The 19,243-nt window shown below is 37.2% G+C and carries 22 protein-coding genes; 11 read left to right on the top strand and 11 right to left on the bottom strand.

Annotation, left to right across the window (positions count from 1 at the left end):
- Window positions 1-37: 37 nt before the first annotated feature.
- The 4 genes from accB to pdxA all read right to left on the bottom strand — a co-directional run bounded on the left by accB (window position 38) and on the right by pdxA (window position 2,622).
- Window positions 38-517 carry an acetyl-CoA carboxylase biotin carboxyl carrier protein gene (gene accB / locus J4Q03_RS02200; RefSeq protein WP_426046584.1) on the bottom strand — a complete coding sequence of 160 codons (480 nt, stop codon included), beginning with the start codon at window positions 515-517 and terminating at the stop codon, window positions 38-40.
- A gap of 128 nt (window positions 518-645) precedes the next feature.
- Complete coding sequence (gene rpmF / locus J4Q03_RS02195) at window positions 646-849, bottom strand: 50S ribosomal protein L32 (RefSeq protein WP_002976251.1); 204 nt, start codon at window positions 847-849, stop codon at window positions 646-648.
- Window positions 850-915: 66 nt separating this feature from the next.
- Complete coding sequence (locus J4Q03_RS02190) at window positions 916-1,446, bottom strand: YceD family protein (protein ID WP_426046583.1); 531 nt, start codon at window positions 1,444-1,446, stop codon at window positions 916-918.
- Between the two features lie 84 nt (window positions 1,447-1,530).
- Entirely contained in the window at window positions 1,531-2,622 is a 1,092-nt protein-coding gene (gene pdxA / locus J4Q03_RS02185; RefSeq protein WP_426046582.1) for a 4-hydroxythreonine-4-phosphate dehydrogenase PdxA, read from the bottom strand.
- Window positions 2,623-2,670: 48 nt separating this feature from the next.
- On the opposite strand from pdxA, the gene J4Q03_RS02180 reads away from it, so the two are divergent.
- Genes J4Q03_RS02180 through J4Q03_RS02170 form a run of 3 tightly spaced genes read left to right on the top strand, consistent with a single transcriptional unit; the run spans window position 2,671 to window position 5,412 of the window.
- On the top strand, window positions 2,671-3,255 hold the full coding sequence (locus J4Q03_RS02180) for a riboflavin synthase (RefSeq protein WP_426046581.1): 585 nt from the start codon (window positions 2,671-2,673) through the stop codon (window positions 3,253-3,255).
- A gap of 1 nt (window position 3,256) precedes the next feature.
- Window positions 3,257-4,711 carry an ATP-binding protein gene (locus J4Q03_RS02175; RefSeq protein WP_426046580.1) on the top strand — a complete coding sequence of 485 codons (1,455 nt, stop codon included), beginning with the start codon at window positions 3,257-3,259 and terminating at the stop codon, window positions 4,709-4,711.
- On the top strand, window positions 4,711-5,412 hold the full coding sequence (locus J4Q03_RS02170; protein ID WP_426046579.1) for a tRNA1(Val) (adenine(37)-N6)-methyltransferase: 702 nt from the start codon (window positions 4,711-4,713) through the stop codon (window positions 5,410-5,412). Before J4Q03_RS02175 ends, J4Q03_RS02170 begins: the two co-directional genes overlap by 1 nt.
- A gap of 62 nt (window positions 5,413-5,474) precedes the next feature.
- Here J4Q03_RS02170 and J4Q03_RS02165 read toward each other — a convergent pair whose 3' ends face one another.
- Together J4Q03_RS02165 and rpmH are read right to left on the bottom strand one after the other, a co-directional pair.
- Entirely contained in the window at window positions 5,475-6,185 is a 711-nt protein-coding gene (locus J4Q03_RS02165) for a cell division ATP-binding protein FtsE (RefSeq protein WP_116014220.1), read from the bottom strand.
- Between the two features lie 155 nt (window positions 6,186-6,340).
- Window positions 6,341-6,499: a 50S ribosomal protein L34 gene (gene rpmH / locus J4Q03_RS02160; RefSeq protein ID WP_034701860.1), complete on the bottom strand. Its 159-nt coding sequence runs from the start codon at window positions 6,497-6,499 to the stop codon at window positions 6,341-6,343.
- A 236-nt stretch (window positions 6,500-6,735) separates the two neighbouring features.
- Between rpmH and J4Q03_RS02155 the strand changes: the two genes are divergently transcribed.
- Window positions 6,736-7,740 (top strand): DHH family phosphoesterase, encoded by a 1,005-nt coding sequence (locus J4Q03_RS02155; RefSeq protein ID WP_426046578.1) that lies wholly within the window; start codon window positions 6,736-6,738, stop codon window positions 7,738-7,740.
- Between the two features lie 50 nt (window positions 7,741-7,790).
- On the opposite strand, the gene J4Q03_RS02150 is transcribed toward J4Q03_RS02155, so the two are convergent.
- The 5 genes from J4Q03_RS02150 to tilS all read right to left on the bottom strand — a co-directional run bounded on the left by J4Q03_RS02150 (window position 7,791) and on the right by tilS (window position 13,829).
- The gene (locus J4Q03_RS02150; RefSeq protein WP_426046577.1) at window positions 7,791-8,600 is read right to left on the bottom strand and encodes a patatin-like phospholipase family protein; all 810 of its coding nucleotides are present in this window, start codon (window positions 8,598-8,600) and stop codon (window positions 7,791-7,793) included.
- A gap of 72 nt (window positions 8,601-8,672) precedes the next feature.
- On the bottom strand, window positions 8,673-9,455 hold the full coding sequence (locus J4Q03_RS02145; RefSeq protein WP_426046576.1) for an alpha/beta fold hydrolase: 783 nt from the start codon (window positions 9,453-9,455) through the stop codon (window positions 8,673-8,675).
- Window positions 9,456-9,555: 100 nt separating this feature from the next.
- A complete protein-coding gene (locus J4Q03_RS02140) occupies window positions 9,556-10,080 on the bottom strand; it encodes a biopolymer transporter ExbD (protein ID WP_426046575.1) in 525 nt (174 codons plus the stop codon).
- A 366-nt stretch (window positions 10,081-10,446) separates the two neighbouring features.
- Complete coding sequence (locus J4Q03_RS02135) at window positions 10,447-12,513, bottom strand: cytochrome c biogenesis protein CcdA (RefSeq protein ID WP_426046574.1); 2,067 nt, start codon at window positions 12,511-12,513, stop codon at window positions 10,447-10,449.
- Window positions 12,510-13,829: a tRNA lysidine(34) synthetase TilS gene (gene tilS, locus J4Q03_RS02130; RefSeq protein ID WP_426046573.1), complete on the bottom strand. Its 1,320-nt coding sequence runs from the start codon at window positions 13,827-13,829 to the stop codon at window positions 12,510-12,512. The genes J4Q03_RS02135 and tilS overlap by 4 nt, the downstream gene beginning before the upstream one ends.
- A 90-nt stretch (window positions 13,830-13,919) precedes the next feature.
- On the opposite strand from tilS, the gene J4Q03_RS02125 reads away from it, so the two are divergent.
- From J4Q03_RS02125 to J4Q03_RS02095, 7 genes are all read left to right on the top strand, one after another.
- Entirely contained in the window at window positions 13,920-14,753 is an 834-nt protein-coding gene (locus tag J4Q03_RS02125) for an OmpA family protein (protein WP_426046572.1), read from the top strand.
- 594 nt (window positions 14,754-15,347) lie between these two features.
- Window positions 15,348-15,500, top strand: coding sequence for a CCPGW family putative bacteriocin (locus J4Q03_RS02120; RefSeq protein WP_426046571.1), 153 nt, complete (start codon window positions 15,348-15,350; stop codon window positions 15,498-15,500).
- A gap of 201 nt (window positions 15,501-15,701) precedes the next feature.
- On the top strand, window positions 15,702-16,349 hold the full coding sequence (locus tag J4Q03_RS02115; RefSeq protein WP_426046570.1) for an O-methyltransferase: 648 nt from the start codon (window positions 15,702-15,704) through the stop codon (window positions 16,347-16,349).
- 89 nt (window positions 16,350-16,438) lie between these two features.
- Entirely contained in the window at window positions 16,439-17,155 is a 717-nt protein-coding gene (locus J4Q03_RS02110) for an NlpC/P60 family protein (RefSeq protein WP_426046569.1), read from the top strand.
- A gap of 18 nt (window positions 17,156-17,173) precedes the next feature.
- Complete coding sequence (locus J4Q03_RS02105) at window positions 17,174-17,641, top strand: DUF1648 domain-containing protein (protein ID WP_426046568.1); 468 nt, start codon at window positions 17,174-17,176, stop codon at window positions 17,639-17,641.
- Window positions 17,638-17,982 carry a cupin domain-containing protein gene (locus J4Q03_RS02100; protein WP_426046567.1) on the top strand — a complete coding sequence of 115 codons (345 nt, stop codon included), beginning with the start codon at window positions 17,638-17,640 and terminating at the stop codon, window positions 17,980-17,982. The genes J4Q03_RS02105 and J4Q03_RS02100 overlap by 4 nt, the downstream gene beginning before the upstream one ends.
- Window positions 17,983-17,987: 5 nt before the next feature.
- The gene (locus tag J4Q03_RS02095) at window positions 17,988-19,220 is read left to right on the top strand and encodes a 3-deoxy-D-manno-octulosonic acid transferase (protein WP_426046566.1); all 1,233 of its coding nucleotides are present in this window, start codon (window positions 17,988-17,990) and stop codon (window positions 19,218-19,220) included.
- The last annotated feature ends 23 nt before the right edge of the window (window positions 19,221-19,243 follow it).

Below are 19,243 nucleotides of genomic sequence, written 5' to 3'. Positions count from 1 at the left end.
AAGTCTAACATCTAATGTCTAACATCTAACTTCTAAATTAAGATGGATCTACTAAGAATAAAGGCTGGTCATATTCTACCGGAGTAGCATCATCTACCAAAATCTTCACGATTTTTCCGCTGATCTCAGAATCGATCTGGTTGAATAACTTCATTGCCTCGATTACGCAAACTACTTTTCCTGCAGAAACTTCGTCACCTACATTTACAAAGACATCTTTATCCGGTGAAGGTTTTCTGTAGAAAGTACCGATCATAGGAGATTTGATAGCCACATATTTGCTGTCATCAGACACTGCTTCTGCTTTTTCAGCAGGAGCCGCTGCCTGAGCTGCTACAGGAGCAGGAGCTGCAGACTGAGGAGCTGCATGGTAAACTGCTGGCTGTGCATAAACCGTATCGCTACCGGCTAATGGAGTTTTAATAGTGATTTCGAAATCTTTAGTTTTGTATTTTACTTCTGAAACTTCAGCTTTAGATACAAACTTGATAAGATTTTGTATGTCTTTAATGTCCATAAATTTGATATTTGATTTTGTTCCAAAGATACCAAAAAAACACAAAAAACAACAAAAAACCGCCTAATTTTATCAAAATTGGGCGGTTTTTGTATTAAAATGAGGCTTTTTCAGTGAAAAGCGACTCTTTAGTTTTCTTCTGTAGCTGCTACTTCTTTTTCCAATACTACTTTACCTCTGTAGTAAAGTTTTCCTTCATGCCAGTGAGCTCTGTGGTAAAGGTGAAGTTCACCAGTTGTTGCATCTTTCGCTAATTGAGGAACTACTGCTTTATAATGAGTTCTTCTCTTATCTCTTCTTGTGGACGACTGTCTTCTCTTAGGATGTGCCATTTTGAATAACTTTTTTAATTGATGAGCGATGAGATTCATCATCTCATCATATTTAAATTATTTTATTTAATTATTGTCTTTTAACTTTCTCAGCGCGTCCCATCTGGGATCGCTGTCATTATTTTCCTCTTCAGGCTCTTCAATATCTTTTGGACTGAACCTGTTTAGAATTTCCAGATCTTCTTCGCTTACATTCGGTGAAATTTTTTTCATCGGTATAGAAAGCTGTACGTTTTCGTAGATCAGCTGTGCCACATTGAAGGCGTGATCTGAGGCTGGGATGGTAATGACGTCTTCATTGCTGTCGTCGTATTCTTCACCAAAATTCACCAAAATTCTGATCTCGTTTTCAATAGGATAGTCGAATTCATCATTTGTGATATCACAAATGAGCTCTACTGTTCCGTGTACTTTGATCTCAAATTCTAAAAATGTAGTATGCTTTTCAAGAAAAACATCTGCTGTTATTTTAGGATTTGTAAATTCCTGTTCAGTGTCAAATAATTGAAAGAACGTTTTATCTATCTCAAATTTGAACACGTGCTTTCCGTTTTTAAGTCCGGAAAAGCTTACGTCATAGTTTCTTAACTTGTCCATAAAATGAGTGTGCAAAAATATGCAATTTTTTTATAATAACAAATAAAATCCATAACAAATTAATTTAAAATTTGTTTTAACAATTTATCCTTCGTTTTCGTCCGGAAGATCTTCATCTACTCCATTGTCTACAACCATTTTTCTAGGCTGCATACGATTGCTCATCAGATCGTTATATTCACTTCTGTTCTTGAAAATTTTAATAGCAGTGAAGATCGCTTCTGTAAAACTCTGCTCATCAGCCATGTTTTTTCCGGCAATATCGTAGGCCACTCCGTGGTCCGGAGAAGTTCTGATAAATGGAAGTCCTGCCGTATAATTTACACCCTCTTCATAGGCTAATGTTTTGAATGGGGCAAGGCCCTGATCATGGTACATTGCTAAAACAGCATCAAAACTTTTATATTTATTAGGTTGGAAAAAACTGTCAGCAGGATAGGGGCCAAACGCCAGTATTCCATTATCTGAAAGCTCTTTTATTGCCGGCTCTATGATCTCAATCTCTTCTTTTCCAATCACGCCTCCGTCTCCTGCATGAGGGTTCAGTCCCAATACTGCGATTTTCGGTTTCTGTACACAGAAATCTTCGATCAGCGTTTGGTTTAATGCTCTGATCTGTTTTTTTATTTTTTCTTTAGAAATATTTTCTGCAACATTGGCGATCGGGATATGATGGGTGGAAACAGCTACTTTCAGGCCTTCCGTAACCAGGAACATCAGCCCCTTTTTACTGAACTTTTCCTCAAAATATCCTGTGTGTCCTGCATGTTTGAAACCCATTTTCATCATTTCATCTTTGTTGATAGGCGCTGTAACAAGTACATCAATCTCTCCCTTCATTAAGGCTTCGGTAGCCAGTTCCAGGGAATCAATAGCCATTTTGGTAGATTCTTCTGTAGGAACACCCAATTCTACATTCACATTATCCTTGGTAAGATTTACCATATTGAGTTTTCCTGCCTGAGCCTGTGAGGCTTCATTGATATAATTGAAATTCAGATTCAGCTTGAAAATGTTTTTCTGGAAGGTAAATAACTTTCCCGAGCCAAAAATCACCGGCGTGAAAAAATCCGTGATGGTTTTGTCACTCAGGGACTTCATGATGATCTCCGGACCGATGCCGTTAAAATCACCGATTGAAATTCCTACTCGTACTTTATGGTTTTTTGGGCTCATTTTGATTATCTTTGAAGATTATAATTTACAAATTTAGCAAAAAATAATATGTTCACAGGAATTATTGAAGCAGTTGGCGTTATTGAAAAGATTGAAGAAAAAGGAAGTAACATAGATTTCACATTAACATGCCCTTTTACTGGCGAGCTGAAAATAGATCAAAGCCTTGCTCATAACGGGTGTTGCCTGACAGTTGTTGAGATTAAAGATAATCAATATGTAGTAACGGCGATCAATGAAACACTCGAAAAGACCAATCTTGGAAAATGGGATCTGGGTACCGTGGTAAATCTTGAGCGATGCATGAAAATGGATGGCAGACTGGACGGACATATTGTACAGGGACACGTTGACAAAACAGGTGAAGTTGCAGGAATTGAAAATAAAGACGGAAGCTATTTTATTACCATTAAATATGAAGACGACGGCAGTTTTGTAACGGTTCCACAAGGTTCCATTACGGTAAACGGGATAAGCCTTACGGTAGCCAAAAGTGAAGATACACAGTTTTCTGTAGCAATTATTCCCTATACCTGGGAGTTTACCAATATGCAGCATCTTAAAATCGGAGATAAAGTTAATTTAGAATTTGACATTATTGGTAAGTATATTGCTAGGTTAATTAAAAAGTAGGATGCCAGTAAGTAAATACAGAGGATACAGCTTAAGGAACCGGGTGTTTTTCGGATTCTTACTCGTATGTTTTTTAAGTGTTGTTGCTACATCACTGGTCCCGTATTTTGTTTTAAGAAATAATTCCCTGCAGCAGAGTAATATCGACATGCAGGAGAAGACCAATGCGGTGATGAGATACCTGGATTATGCAGTCAGCCGTACTCTTGTTGAAACCGAGGATCTTCCACAGGTCTTAGGAAATAAGATTTTTGAAATAGCAGATATCAACCAGCACGATATTGTAATCTATGACCTGAGGGGAAGTTACCTTCTCTCCAATAAAGATGAAAGCCTTATTGACCAGAAAACCATCCCGCTCAATATTGTCAATAAAATTCTGGCCACCGATTCCAGAGTTGATATTAAGGGGTATGATAAAACTAAAGATGCAGGCCGTACCTCGTCTTATCTTCTTTTAAAAAATAATGAGCTCGAACCTATAGGAATTGTATATATTCCTTTGTATCATAATGAATCTGCCTATCTTGATGTTCTTCATCAGTATATTAAATATATTTTATTGGTCGATATTTTCCTGATTCTGTTCAGTATCTGGATAAGCTGGGTAACATCTAACAGCCTGGCGAAAAATATCACTAAATTTTCTGATATGATCACCCGTATTACATTGTTTGAAAATGAAATGCGGCCTATCAGGTATTATAAAAATGATGAGCTTAATGCATTGGCAAGAGCTTATAACAGGATGATCCTGCAGATCCAGGACCAGAAAGAGAGACTGCGTTTCAAAGCGTCTGAAGAAGCCTGGCGGGAAATGGCAAAACAGGTAGCCCATGAGGTGAAAAATCCTCTTACTCCAATGAAGCTTACCATTCAGAATTTTGAGAGAAAATTTGATCCTGAAGATCCGAACATCAGAGAAAGGGTAAAACAGATGAGCAAAACCATGGTAGATCAGATTGATCTGATTGCGACTGTTGCTTCAGCTTTCTCAGAATTTGCAAAACTTCCTGAAAAAAATAATGAGGTGATCAATCTTAATACTGAAGTTGAAGATATTCTGCGTGTTTTTAATGATGACGGTATTTTTATGCACTCCAACAAAGGCAATATCATGATCAATATGGATAGAATTTATCTTTCCAGGATCATCACCAATCTGGTCACCAATGCAAAGCAGGCCCAAAGTGATGAACGTAAACTGATCATTAACGTCGATGTGGAGCAGCATCAGAGAAGAGTAATGATTTCCGTGCAGGACAACGGGATCGGGATTTCTGAAAATATGTACGAGAGAATATTTGAACCTAATTTCACTTCTAAAAACAGCGGTATGGGACTTGGGCTTTCTATGGTAAGGAAAATGGTCGAAGATTACAAAGGAGAAATCGCAGTGAAATCAGAAGTAGGGAAGGGGTCTACATTTACTATTACACTACCTACCAACTTATAGTGAAGCCTTTTAAATTTAAATATTTTGAAATTCAGCAGTCAGAAGACGTCTTTCGTGTAGGGACAGACGGTGTTTTGCTGGGTATTCTGGCGGATGTAGAGAATGCTTCGGAAGTTTTAGAGATAGGAACAGGAACCGGTCTTATCTCATTAATGCTTGCTCAGAGAAATTCCCACGCCTCTTTCCTGGGAATTGACATCAATGCTGCTGCTGCATGGCTTACAAAAACCAATTTTGAACATTCGCCTTTTCATTCAAGGCTGAAAAATATCCATCAGGATCTTAAAGCTTTTGAAACAGAAAAGAAATTTGATCTGATTGTTTCAAACCCTCCTTATTTCGAAGAATCCGGATCTGATAAAGATAAAATAGCACGACAGACCATAGAGCTGAATTTTCAGCAGCTTATTTCCGCTTCTGCAAAACTTCTGTCTGATCATGGTGTTTTGTCGGTTATTATTCCTGCTGAAGCCGGAAGAATCTTTGTTGAAACAGCATCAGAAAACCATTTATTCTTAAATCGGAAAGTTAATATTAAAGGAATTGAAAATTCAAAGACTAAAAGATTAGTTCTTGAGTTTTCCTTTGTAAAAGAGGTAATTGAGGAATCTGATTTTATAATAGAAAAAAGTCCGAGACAATACTCGGACCAATATCTTGAACTCACCAAGGAGTTTCATGTCTTTAATAGTAGAGGTTAGAAATTAGAGATTAGAAGTTAGATGGTGACTGCTTAGTCTTTTTATCTAAATCTCTTTTATTCTTACTCAAATAACTCAGCTGTATCCAGTACAGAAACTTTTCCGTCCTCGCATCTGATGGCTTCTCCCGGGAAGTTTTGAATCATATGATAATCGTGTGTTGCCATTACCACAGCAGCTCCGTTTTCAAGGGCTACCTGCTTCAGAAGTGTCATGATTTCGTTGGATGTTTCCGGATCAAGATTTCCTGTAGGCTCATCCGCTAAGATAAGATCAGGATGGTTCAGTAGAGCTCTTGCGATGGCAATACGCTGCTGCTCTCCTCCTGAAAGTTCATGGGGCATCTTGTGCTTTTTACTTTTCATGTTTACGCTTCCCAGAACTTCATTGATGCGGTCCTCCATTTTTATTTTATCGTTCCATCCTGTTGCTTCAAGTACGAATTTCAGGTTTTTCTCAACTGTTCTGTCAGAAAGCAGCTGGAAATCCTGGAATACAATCCCTAGTTTTCTTCTCAGGTTAGGAATATCGGAAGGTCTCAGTTTGGCAAGTTCAAAACCTACCACTGCTCCGTGTCCTGATGCTAAAGGAATGTGTCCGTAAAGTGTTTTCAGAAGCGAACTTTTTCCGGAACCTGTTTTTCCGATAAGGTAGCAGAATCTGCCTTTTTTGATGTTAAGATTAACGTCAGAAAGAACAGTGAAGTTTTTTTGCGCAATTTTTGCGTGCTGTAAGCTTATTATATTATCTCCGGAGATATGTGTATGCGGCATAATTCAATTTTATGGTGCTATTTCTAAAATATTTTTTCAGATCTTAAAAATAGAAAAAAGAAGCTTAAAAACCCTAAACTTTAGGAAATTTTAACAACAAAAAATGCCTGAAAAACTTCTTTTCAAGCATGATCTGTATATGATAATTCGAGATATTATCTCTTAGCGCGGGCTGCACTAACAGTTAAACTCTTTCTGCCTTTAGCTCTTCTTGCTGCCAAAACTCTTCTACCATTTGGCGTAGACATTCTTTCTCTGAAACCGTGTTTGTTTCTTTTCTTTCTTTCTGATGGCTGGAATGTTCTTTTACTCATTACTATATATTTAAATCGTAATTAATCTATTAATTTTCAGGTTGCAAAGATATAGAAATTTTTAAAAGTTACAAATTTTACTCATCTTTTTTTAGAAATTATTTGAAATGTTATTTATCTCAATATGGACAAACTGCGTAAAGAAACAAAATTCTGCGTAAAGAAATAATATATGAGATGATTTATTTAAAAGCTCTATCTTTGAAAACTCAAATTTAAAGAAAAATAAACACACGATGTTTACACCAGCAGAACTTTTAGATATCAATACATTACTTACGCCTGAAAACAAAATAATTATCCTTACCCACTATAATCCGGATGGAGACGCCATAGGTTCCAGCCTGGGATTAAAGCATTATCTTGGGACCAAAGGAATTCCGGCTGAAGTAATCGTTCCCAATGATTTTCCGAAATTTCTGAAATGGATGCCCGAATCTAAAAAGGTGATCATCGGAGAGTATAAAAGAAAATATGCATTTGATCTGATCAGTGGGGCAGATGTTATCTTCTGTCTGGATTTTAATTCTCCTTCAAGAATAGGATTATTAGGGGAATGGCTGATCAATTCCAAAGCTAAGAAAATTCTAATCGACCACCACCAGCAGCCGGAGAATTTCGATTTTGTTTATTCAGATACAGTGATTCCTGCCACTTCGCAGATGATCTATCATTTTATTGAGGCAATGGAAGATGAAAATCTGGTGAATCAGGATATTGCTGAATGCCTTTATACAGGGATCATGACGGATACAGGCGGTTTCCGTTTCCGTTCCACAAGCGCAACAACCCACAGGATTATTGCTAATCTGATAGAAAAGGGAGCTGATCCGTCCATTATAACTTCAAATACATGGGATACCAATACGGTTTCCCGCCTTCATCTTCTTGCTCTCGTGCTGGGAAGGATAGAAGTGGTAAATGATGGCAAAGTAGCTGTACTGTCTCTTACAAGAAACGAGCTGAAAGAATTTGGTTTTCAGAAAGGGGATACGGAAGGTTTTGTCAACTATGGACTGAGCATTGCAGGAGTAAAAATGGCGGCTTTCTTTATGGAGGATCTGTATGATGACTTCATTAAAATCTCTTTCAGAAGTAAGGATGATGTGGATGTAAACCAATTCTCCAGAAAGTATTTCAGCGGCGGCGGACATATTAATGCAGCGGGTGGAAAATCTAATGAATCTCTCCCGGACACCATCGAAACATTTAAGAAAAGACTGGAGCAGGAGGAATTGTAAGAGAAATTATACAGGACTGATCTATGTCAGTTAACTCCTACACTCAATATTTACACCCCGACATCCGAATCTTTAGAATATCCCTTGCTTTCAAGCTCTTCACAGGTATATTCATATACTTCCTGAAACATAATGTCGAGGTTTTTCTTACTGAATAAGCTGAATTTTGTCATTTTGGGTGGATCTAAAAAGATGTCACAGGACTTTGCTTTGGAGTAAACCGATTTTGCAATCGCTAAATGGAGAATACGGTCAAATTCCTTCATCAGGCTCATCTTATTTAATTCATCATAGCTTATTGAATTGACATGTGAGGCAATTAGAAAGTCACATTTGTCGATGATGGGTTCTATGGGAAGATTATCTAAAACACCTCCGTCAACATATATTTTTTCACCCATTCTCACAGGAGGCAAAACAAAAGGAACGCTTGTTGAGGCCAGAAGCGGCCCGAAAAGCTCACCTTCTGAAAAGAAATCCACAATTCCGTGGGTCATTTCTGTAGCAGCAACATAAACGGGGATTTTTAGGATCTTAAAATCATTCTCAGGAAAATGATCATTAAAAAGTTTTAAGATGAAATTGGAGCTGAAAATACCGTTTTTAGAAAGTTTCAGATAAGACCTTGAAAAAAATGTTGTTTGTTTTACAATATCCATCATCTCATCCGGAGATTTTCCGAAGGAATAAAATGCCCCCACAATAGAACCGGCACTGGTTCCAGAAATAATCTGCGGTTTCAGGTTATATTCTTCCAGGGCTTTCAGTACTGCAATATGGGCAATCCCACGCATTCCTCCACCGGAAAGTGTAAGGCCGATGACCGGCGGTTTCTTTTTTTTGAAAGAGAATAAACCCATTGAAAATAATTATTCCTTACTAAGATACATGAAATTTTGAATATAGGAAGGCCAAAGAATTCATTCCCGGTATTACAGAACTAATTTCTTGGGAAGGTTATGAAGGAGTTCAGTATTGATAATTTCAGCGCAGATCCCCGGTTTTTCCCAGTGCCCATTGTGTCCGCAGTCCAGGATATAGGATTTTATATTGGTTCTGTCCGGTAGATGTTTAATCGTTGTATTTGTTTTTACAGCGTTGTCGTGCTTTCCTGCCAATACCAGGATTTTAGCTTCCAGGTTTTCCATGACGTGTTTTTTGTCCGTTCTTTCCACCATGCCTTTTACACAGGCAAGGGCTCCCATATTGTTGGTAGAAAGCGCCGTCTCAAGCGCGGTTTCAATTTTACCTTCCAGAACATCTCTTTCATTGGGATTGAAAAGATTGGGAATTCCGGCCCGTACGTAATGGGGAAATGCATCCTTGATGATCCTGTAGCTTTTGATCCTCTGTTGCTTTTTCTCTTCATCGTCAGGAAAATAGGTGGAAAAGAATAAGGTCAGGCTTTTAAGCGTTTCAGGATATTTTTCTGCAAAAGCCAGCGAAGTATATCCTCCCATGGAATGCCCCAAAAGATGTACTTTATCCAGCTTCTCATGGTCTAAAACTTTTTTTACTTCATCAGCCATCAGTTCCATTGTGTGAACCTCAGCCAGAATATCAGATTGTCCATGGCCCGGAAGATCTATTTTCAACAGTGAAAAATCTCGCGAAAGATGCGGTTCCATATCACTCCAGATAGAAAGGTTTTCCATAAAGCCGTGAAGCAGTACCAGAATCTCTTTTCCATTTCCTTTTCTTTCAAAGTTCAGCATAATCTTGAATTTTATAACAGTTAAAAATATTCGGCAGACGAGGTCAGTTGTATTTTCAAATTTAAATAAAAAAAGAGCACTGTAAAAATGCTCCTTTATATTATTTGGTTAATTCGGTATAAATTTTCTTTTCCCATGGTTTTATATCTGTGATCCCGTATCTTTCTTTTTTAGAGATTGCAATATTATCCAGGATATCCACGAAATTTTTATAATTGGCCTCATCAGTCGGTTTTACAATAATTGTAAATTTCTCCGGCGCTGGTGCATTTTTGTAGGCTTCAGAAATAATCTTGGAGATTTTCACCCCGCTGAAATCAGTTTCTTTCAAATTTCCTGCATTCAGATCGTTCTCATTGCTCTGGTGGTAAAATACCCTGTTGTCTTTTCCTAAAATAAAGGTAACCTGGTTTTTATCCCCGATTACATTTTCGATGATTGGATGCGGATTAGAATCTTTTGCCGGAAGCCCCAGATCCATCACATTGGGTTTTGTGAAATTAGTGGTGAACATAAAGAATGTGATCAGTAAAAATCCCAGATCCACCATTGGAGTCATGTCTACGCGAATTAATTTTTTCTTTTGCTTGCCTCCCTGTTTGTCTTGTGCAATTACTTCAGCCATAATTAATATTTTTAAATGTTAAACGGTTTTTGATAAAAAGCAAAGTGTTGATACTTATTTGAAGGAATCTATACAAAGTTTATACCTAAAATTAATAAATGGCAATAAATTTTTAAATTTATAAAATGTTTGACATAGAAAAGCCTTATGAAGTTTTATATTCGCAAGGCTTTATGATTTTTTAAGGGGATGATTACTATTTGTTTATAGTGTTTTCTCAGGTTGAATCGTTTCTATTTAACCGTTGTGTTTATTAATGAAGTACTTTAAAATTTAAAGATTTAGTAGTACCGTCTATCCGTAAGAATACAAAAAAGCCTTACCAAAATGAATTGATAAGGCTTTTGTTATATTTAAAAGTAAATCTTACTTCGTTGTTTTGTAATAATTCACGCCGCACTCTAAGAATTTCTTAAAATCTTCTTTCGGCATATATCCGGAAACGGGCGTATTGATTACTTTTCCGTCCGGTGTTATCAGAACATAATGCGGCTGGGAATTGTTGTTGAAATTCACCTGCTGGAATAGGCTCCACCGGTCACCGATTGTTTTTACCTTTTTGATTTGTCCGTCCCCAAGATCTATTTTTGTTTTCTGATCCTCAGGAAGCTCTTCCTTGTCATCCACATACAGCGAGGCCAGTACCACATCATTCTGTAAAATTGGAAGGATGTCAGGCTCGCTCCATACGAATTCCTCCATTTTCCGGCAGTTTTCACAGCCATAACCCGTGAAGTCGATCAAAATGGGTTTGTTTTCCTTTTTAGCCAGCTCAACAGCTTTAAAGAAATCATGCTCTGGATGCATCCCCAGAATACCGTCTTTCTCATCGTGAAGATAACTTACATTCAGAGGAGGCAGGATTCCGCTTAAAAGCTGTAGTTTAGGGCGTTCAGCAGGAATTAAGCCCTGGATCAGATAGATCACAAAACCTATTCCCAGAACTCCCAGTATCTTTCTTGTAACAGAAATTTTCGGTTTTTTATCATCGTGCGGAAATCTTATGATTCCGAATAAATAAAGCGCAAGTCCCAATGCAATAACAATCCAGATAGCAATGAAAAGTTCTCTTTTTAATAAGAAAGTCTTTGAAACCAGATCCGCCTTGGATAAGAATTTTAAAGCCAAAGCCAGTTCTACAAAACCAAGAACCACTTTTACCGTATTCATCCATCCTCCGGATTTCGGAAGGCTCTGTAAAGCCTGCGGGAATAAAGCCAGCAATCCAAAAACAATGGCCCATGCCAGCCCGAATCCTGCCAGTGCAAAAGTAAGCAGCATAGGCACGTTGGTAGATCCCGTTACTGCACTTCCCAGGAGGCTTCCTAAAATAGGCCCGGTACATGAAAAAGAAACAATAACCAGTGTCAGTGCCATAAAGAAAATCCCGATAATGCCTCCCGCTTCTTCCGCTTTCGAAGATTTGTTGGCAATAGAGCTCGGTAATGTGATGTCATAATATCCGAAGAAACTTCCTGCAAAGAAGATGAATATAATAAAGAAGGCAATATTCAGCCATACACTGGTGGAAATTTCATTGAAAATATTTCCGGCAATTCCATCAATCAGATGAAAAGGAAGGCTCAGAAGAACAAAGATCAGAAGAATAAAGAATCCATAGATCAGCGCATCTCTTTTACCTTTTGCCTTATTTTTATTCCCTTTCGTAAAAAAAGAAACCGTCAGCGGGATCATAGGAAAAACACAGGGTGTGAGCAGAGCGATCAGTCCGCCTACAAATCCTAAGAATAAATAAGTCCAGTAGTTTTCTCCTACTTCTTCCACAGCTGTTCCACAATCCGTCAAAGGTTTCTGAAAATCAATCGTTGCTATTTTTAACTGTTTTGGATCCAGTGTTGAAGTTTCTGTAACCGTTACTTCTCCTTTTTCAGGAGCTGCAGCCACCGTTTCTATAGCTTTTACCGAATCTTTTGTGGTTTCAGTTTTTTCTTCCACCGCTTCCTCAGCCGCTCCTTTTGGGGTTACTTTCTGATTGAATTCTAACGTATTCGGAGCCAGACAAACCCTGTCATCGCAAGTCTGATACGTAATCTCAGAAATAACGCCTGCAGGTTTTGCAGGATCTTTTAATTTAAATTTCTGTTTGAAACCGGCTGAATTGGAATAAAAAACAATGGTCCCTCCAAAAGCTTCTGAAAATTCCTCGTGCTTTTTGCCTACTTCAGTAAACTTTCCGATCAGTTCGATATTTTTTCCTGAAACCTTATATTCAGTAGGGATTCCCGTGTCTTCAGGAAGATCTTTAGAATAAATATGCCATCCGCTTTCCATCGTAGCATTTAAAACCGCTTCATATTGGTTGTTCCCTAAGTCGTTCACAGTGAACTTAAACTTTACAGGGTTCTTGATCTGTGCATTCATTCCTGCCGCTAAAAACAGCAACACTGCTAAAAACCAGTTTCTAAATTTCATTTTTTCTTTTCATTAAAAATTTTGAGAATACTTTGCGTTTTCTCATCACTTGCATATCGCCTGTCCTGTCTGAGAGGTACAATTCCAAGTACGGAATTGCGGTTGTCACACAGGATCCAAATTTTTGGCCTCGCTAAAATAGATAATTTTTCGTCCCTAAAAAATTTAGAAACTTTCTTTTTCCCTGAAAAACCAGCCGGATAAAACTCGTCGCCATCCTGCTGTTTTCTTAAACGTAATGGAAACTGAAGTTTTGAAGCATCAAAATTCCACTCAAAACTGTTATTGATTCCTTCAATATTTTCAATTGTGTTTTCTAGACTGATAGCCATTTGGATTTCAGAAAAATCAAAATTTTCAACCAGAATAATTTCATCTTTGGTTTCCTGCTTTTGGTTTTTACTGATGAAAATTAATTCATCGCGGCTGATCATAAGCTGATAGTCTTTTGAAAAAAAAGAACTGCCATTTTCCGCTTCAAAAATTTTGGAAATTTCTTCTTGTTTGTCGAATCCGTATTTCTTTAAAATTTCAAACTGTATGAAGGCGCTTTCCTGAACCAGCTTTTCTTTGGATAAGATTTTATGCTCAGGGTTAAATACCGTAAGTTTATTTTCAATTTCCCCGATCTGTTTTTCTACAAAATTTCTGGTTTGATTAAGATAAGAAGAGCTTTTTTTAAAATTGTCTAAAAAATGTTCATTCGTTTCCAAAAGCTTGGGAACGATCTCATTTCTGATTTTGTTTCTTAAATAATCACTTTTCTTGTTGGAAAGATCTTCCCGGAAATCAATTTTATTTTTTTCAGCGTACTCATAAATTTCTTTTTTTGAAAAGTTGAGGAGCGGCCGGATCATATTGTTTTTATTTGCCGGAATTCCACTCAGTCCGCTGATGCCGGAAGCTTTGGAAAGATTAATGATGAAAGTTTCCAGCTGGTCATTCAGATGGTGGGCGGTAACAAGAAATTCAAGGTTTTCCTGCTGCTGAACTTCCCTGAAAAAGCGATAACGGATTTCCCTTGCCCAAAGCTGGATAGAATTTTCCGGTTTATTGTCTTTTTCCGAAACCTCATACAGGTGAAAACGAATATGATTTTTCTCACAAAAATCGTGAACCGTTTTTTGATCTGAATCAGAATCTTCACCCCGGAGTTTATAGTTGACATGAGCTACCTGGAAATTAAGCCCCAAACCCTTAAAAAGAGAGGTCAGAACCATAGAATCGGCACCTCCGCTTACAGCCAGAAGATAGCTGTGAGTTTCCGGATTTCGGACAAGGGTTTCAAGCTGTTTTTTAAAACTAAAATTTTCCAAAAGGTATGTTGAAGATTTCTTTTATGCAAAGATAATCCATAAAATTCAATTCAATTTTCCTAACTTTGATTCGTCTAAAAATGATTACATATGAAGATTATTAAAATTTTAGGAGTATCTGCAATGGCGTTGGCATTGACATCTTGTGTCAGTAAAAAGCAGTATGATGCATTAAGCTCCAACTATAAGCAGTGTATTGAAAATATCGGGGAAAGACAAAGAGAGATCCAGGATTTAAAGTCTCAGAATTCTGCATTGTCAGGTGAGAATAGTCTTTTAAAAAGCCAGCATGATGCTTTAAAATCATCTCTGGATGCATGTCTTTCAAATACAGGGAAAAGCTCAGCTAATATTGATAAACTGGTGGGAGAGATTAATGCTTCCAATTCCTATATCAAACAGCTGATTTCAAACAATGCTAAGAATGACAGTCTGAATATGGCATTGTCTAACAAGCTTAAAAGATCTCTTGATAATGTAGCGGATGATGATGTACAGGTAAAAGTGTTGAAGGGTGTTGTAATGATCTCACTTTCTGACAAAATGCTGTATAAAACAGGAGATTACAATGTACTGCCTGCTGCTCAGGAAGTATTAGGAAAAGTAGCTAAGGTAATTAATGATTATGATAAGTATTCTGTACTGATTGAAGGGAATACAGATAATGCACCTTTAAGCTCACCTAACCTGCCAAGAGATAACTGGGATCTTTCTGCATTGAGAGGTACGGCAATTGCGAAGGTTCTTCAGACACAGTTTGGAGTAGATCCGGCAAGAATTACTGCGGGAGGACGTTCCGAATACAATCCTAAAGCAACCAATATGAGTGTTTCAGGAAGAGCGGAAAACAGAAGAACGGAAATCATCATTATGCCTAAGCTGGATGAATTCATGAAATTAATGGATATTGCTCCTAAGAAGTAATTGAACATACATACCCATAAAAAATCCCGAAGTCATTCGGGATTTTTTTTTAATCAAATTAATTCTTCTTTTTTCAATAATGAAATAATTCGTTGAAAAAATGAGTTGGATATTTCTGTCTTAGTTTTCTTGGACGAAGAATCCGCACTGCCTTTTGGCCTTGCGGTCTTCCGATTCTCAGTGTTAATTAGTTTTCCCCCTGCATTCATTGTTTTTGTCTTAGTGTTTTTACCCCTTGTTCTATGCAAATGTATAACTATCTTCGAGGCAAACATATCCGTATTTTCACGGTATTTTCTACTGTGGTTTTCCCGGAATAATGAATTTTTTTTCCTTTTGTAAGGAAAAAGGCAGCCGGTGATGTTGCGTTTCCATTCAAATAATGTGGGGAATTTATACATTAACAAGAAAAAAGTAAAAATCAGGTAAAGAGCATGAGTTCAATATTCTATTGATCTAAAAAGTGACAGAACGTTTTATTAATTCTATTATTTATTTTAAAAGAATGTTTATATTTAAGTCTCATTAAAGAGAAATAAATATAGAGGTATCCGAAAATCTTAAAGAGTAGGAATTAATACTAAACTAAAAAATATGAAAAATTTAAAAAAACTTTCAAGAGGACAAATGAAAAATGTACGGGGTGCTCTTCAGGATTGTAATCCACAGATAATTTGTCGTGTGACAAAAGACTGCTGTCCGGGTTGGGTATGTGGTACACCAGGTGAGTATTGTATCGCTTTGTAATGGAAAAGTAGATTATATTCAAAAAGAGGAGGGATTCATTTTCCTCCTTTTTTTTGAACTTTAAAATCCAAGTCAGGGTTTAAAGCTTAACATGGATGACTTGCAGTCTCTTTTTCCTTCTGTCAGTCCCATAATCTTAACTTTTTTTGCCCCAAACTCGGGTTATTTAAGTATTTTTGAATAACATAAAAGAATTGCAGTATGAGCTTTTTTGAAGAAAAAAATCCTGAAATGGACAGGTATCTGGAAACACATGCTTCCTCAGAGCCTGAAATTCTGAAAAAACTGAGAAGAGAGACTTACCAGAAGACCACACAGCCGCACATGATATCAGGATATCAGCAGGGAAGGCTTCTAACCATTATTTCCCAAATGATGCAGCCTAAGAATGTGCTGGAAATAGGAACCTTTACAGGATATGCCACACTATGTCTGACTGCAGGACTTGCTGAAGATGGGAGAATTACCACACTGGATGTGAATGAAGATCTTGCTTATCTTCCGAAAAAATATTTTGAAGAAAGTGAATATGCAGGACAGATAGATTTTAAGCTTCAGGATGCCAAAGAATTCTTAAGAGAGACGGATCAGATTTTTGATCTTGTCTTCATAGATGCTGATAAAGAAAATTATGCGGAATATTTCAGACTGATCAAGCCCAGGACAAAAACGGGTTCGGTAGTCATGTTTGATAACGTTTTATGGTACGGAAAAGTACTGGAGGAAAATCCGAAACAGAGATCTACACAGGTTATCCAGGAACTGAATGATTTGATCGCAAAAGACGATGATTTTGAAAATCTTATTTTACCTTTGCGTGACGGAGTGAATTTTCTGAGAAGAAAATAGGTAAAAGATTTAAAAATTAAGGAATTATAAGATTTTACGGAATCTAATTCTTTAATCTTTAAGTCATTGAATCTTTTAATTTAGAATGAATGAATAAAGGAATTTGTAATGTTACGGTAGCACCGGTTCGGGCAGAGAATTCTGACAAAGCGGAAATTGTTACGGAAATACTGTTTGGAGAAAGTGCTGATATTCTGGAAGTGAATAAAAACTGGACCAGAATAAAAATGCACTATGACGGCTATGAAGGATGGATGGATACCAAACAGCTGAAACCTGTAACTGAGGAAGAACTGGCAAAAAGAAAAGTTACCGTAGTGACTGAAGATTTTTCCTCAGTATTAATGAATGACGGAAAGACCCTTCTGTCAATGGGTTCTGAGGTAGAATTTCCGGCTGTAGCCTCAAGAAGAAGCCACGATCTCCGTGAGAGCATAGCTTTAGCTGCCAGGGAATTTCTTAATGTCCCTTATTTATGGGGTGGAAAGAGTTTTTTTGCAGTAGACTGTTCCGGTTTTACCCAGCTTGTATATAAAATTCATGATATTAAATTACCGAGAGATACCTATCAGCAGGCAGAGGTAGGTGAACCTTTGAGTTTTGTGGAAGAGAGCCAGCCCGGTGACTTAGCATTTTTTGAAAACCCTGAAGGTAAAATTATTCATGTAGGAATTATGCTTGAGAATCAGAAGATCATTCATGCCTCAGGAAAAGTGAGAATAGATACCCTGGACTCTACCGGGATTTTCAACAAAGAAATGAATAAGCATACCCATAAGCTGAGAGTGATCAAAAACGTACTCTAGCTTCAAAATATGGTCTGAATGGAGAATATTATTTTTACAATTTTTGATATTTTTAATTTCGGATTAGTAGTTTTTTTCTGGTGGTTTACCCTGAAGCATTACAAAAACCTTCCTGAAAGAATTCCCGTGCATTTTGATTTTAACGGAAAGGCCGATAATTTTGGAAGCAAGAGATATTCTTTTTTAACTCCGATTATTGGGACGGCTTTATTTTGTTTTTTTGCCTATGCATTAAGACATCCGGAAACAGCTAATTTTCCGGTTGAAATTACAGATAAGAACAGGTATGCCCAGTTCCTGATCATGGAAGTTTTTATAAGGTGGCTGTTTGTATTAATCATGTGTATTCTTATGAATGGGCAGGACTATATGTTCAGATATTCTTTTGATGAGAATGTAAAACCAAAAATCCCATTATCTACAGCTATTTTATCAGTAATAGGAAGTTTAATCATCGTTTTTATTTTTGTAGCCATATTCAAATGATATATTCTAAAGATAATTCACCGCATTATATCTGGGGAAACGGCTGCGACAGCTGGGTTCTGAATGATTCCCACAGTCTTTCCGTAAAACAGGAAAAAATGCCCCCCGGAACTGCTGAAAAACTTCATTTTCATAAAGCAGCAGAACAGGTTTTTTACATTTTAAAGGGGGAAGCTGTATTTGATATTAATGATAAAAAATTTTCAGTAAAGGCAGGAGAAAGTATTTCCATTCAACCCCAATCAGAACATTTTATTTCCAACGAATCTCAGGATGAATTGGAGTTCCTGGTTATCTCCAGCCCATCTACAAATAATGACCGAACTGAAATCGAAAAATAAATTAAATGTCTTTTCTATACAACATATTCGTCAGCCTGCTCATTTTTGGAATGAAAGTTTTCTCTTGGTTTAATGATAAAACTAAAAAAGGAGTTGAAGGAAGAAAACAATCTTTAGACAAGGTAAAAACGGTATTTTCACCCTCAGATAAGGTGATCTGGATGCATGCGGCCAGTCTTGGTGAATATGAACAGGGACTTCCTGTTTTAGAAAAGCTTAAAGAGAAATTTCCAGCTCATAAGATTCTCATCACTTTCTTTTCCCCTTCCGGTTATGAAAATGTTATAAAGAAGAAACATATTGCAGATGTAATCTGCTATCTACCCTTCGATAAAAAAAGCACTATAAAGGAATTTATTTCCCGGTTTGATGCGGAATTGTTCTTTACAGTGAAATACGATTACTGGTATCACTTGTTGGCTGAGCTGAAACAGAAAGGCACCAGGATCTATGTGATCTCTGCTTTGTTCTATGAAAGACAGGCATTCTTTACCTCCTACGGAAAGTGGTTTGTAAAGCAGCTTAAAAAAAATGTGGACTGGTTTTTTCATCAAACAGAATTTTCTTTTGCATTAGCCAAAAGCATCGGACTTAATAATTCTTCAGTTACTGGGGATACGAGATTTGACAGGGTAAAACAGCTTAGGGAACGTAATAATCATGTTGATTTTATTGCAGATTTTATAGGTGATCATCAAACCATAGTATTTGGGAGTTCGTGGCAGGCAGAGGAAAAAATAGCAATCACAATTTCCAGAATGAATGCTGACCTGAGATTGATTATTGCTCCTCATGATCTGAAAAGAGTAGCCCATCTCAAACAGTCTTTTCCTGATGCTTTATTATACAGCGAGATCAAAAACTCGCAGCCGGCAAATCTTAATGCTCAGGTACTGATCATCGACAGTATTGGTTTATTGTCAAAACTTTATTCTTATGCAGATGTAACCGTTGTAGGCGGAGGCTTTCATAATGCAGGATTGCATAATATTCTGGAAGCAGCAACATTCGGCGTTCCTGTAATTTTTGGAGATCATTACAGAAAAAACCCTGAGGCAGACGGCCTTATTGCTGCTGAGGGAGGGAAATCTTTTACAGAGGAATATGCAGCGGCAGATTTTGTATTGTTTCTCCTGAATAATGAAGAGGAACTTAAAGAAAGATCTGACAATGCCAAAAAATTTGTAGATGAAAAACCTGATGCTACTAACCTTATTCTCCGGAAAATATTATCTTAGCCTGAATTTGAGTTTTAGAGTTT

Origin of the sequence: Chryseobacterium sp. NFX27, from assembly GCF_049887855.1 — a bacterium.
Classification (GTDB): domain Bacteria; phylum Bacteroidota; class Bacteroidia; order Flavobacteriales; family Weeksellaceae; genus Chryseobacterium.
This window is presented reverse-complemented; position numbering and strand designations above follow the sequence as displayed.